This window comes from [Mycobacterium] manitobense (genome assembly GCF_025821665.1).
GTDB classification, from domain to species: Bacteria; Actinomycetota; Actinomycetes; order Mycobacteriales; family Mycobacteriaceae; genus Mycobacterium; species Mycobacterium arseniciresistens.
On record NZ_JACKSJ010000080.1, the window covers coordinates 1 to 372 of the forward strand.

The 372-nt window shown below is 71.2% G+C and carries 1 pseudogene; it reads left to right on the plus strand.

Features of this window, described 5'->3' with window-relative positions:
• Positions 1 to 52 precede the first annotated feature (52 nt).
• Positions 53 to 372: pseudogene (locus tag H7I41_RS10495) on the plus strand (NAD(P)H-dependent amine dehydrogenase family protein); the annotation flags it as partial.

Here is a 372-nt window from a genome sequence, read left to right on the forward strand (position 1 = left end):
CAGTGGGCCACGGGCGGAGTCGGCGTCGCCGCGATCAAGGGGGTGCTGGAGCATCCAGTGGGCCACGGGCGGAGTCGGCGTCGCCGCGATCAAGGGGGTGCTGGAGCATCCGGACCTCGAACTGGTGGGCTGCTGGGTGCATTCGGAGTCCAAACACGGCCGCGACGTCGGGGAACTCATCGGCGGGCCGACGCCGGGTGTCAACGCCACCACCAGCGTCGAGGACATCCTGGCGCTGGACGCCGACGCCGTCATCTACGCACCGCTGATGCCCGACCCCGACGAGGTCGCGGCGCTGCTGCGGTCGGGCAAGAACGTCGTCACCCCCGTCGGCTGGGTGTATCCCAGCGACAAGCAGGCCGCGCCGCTGCG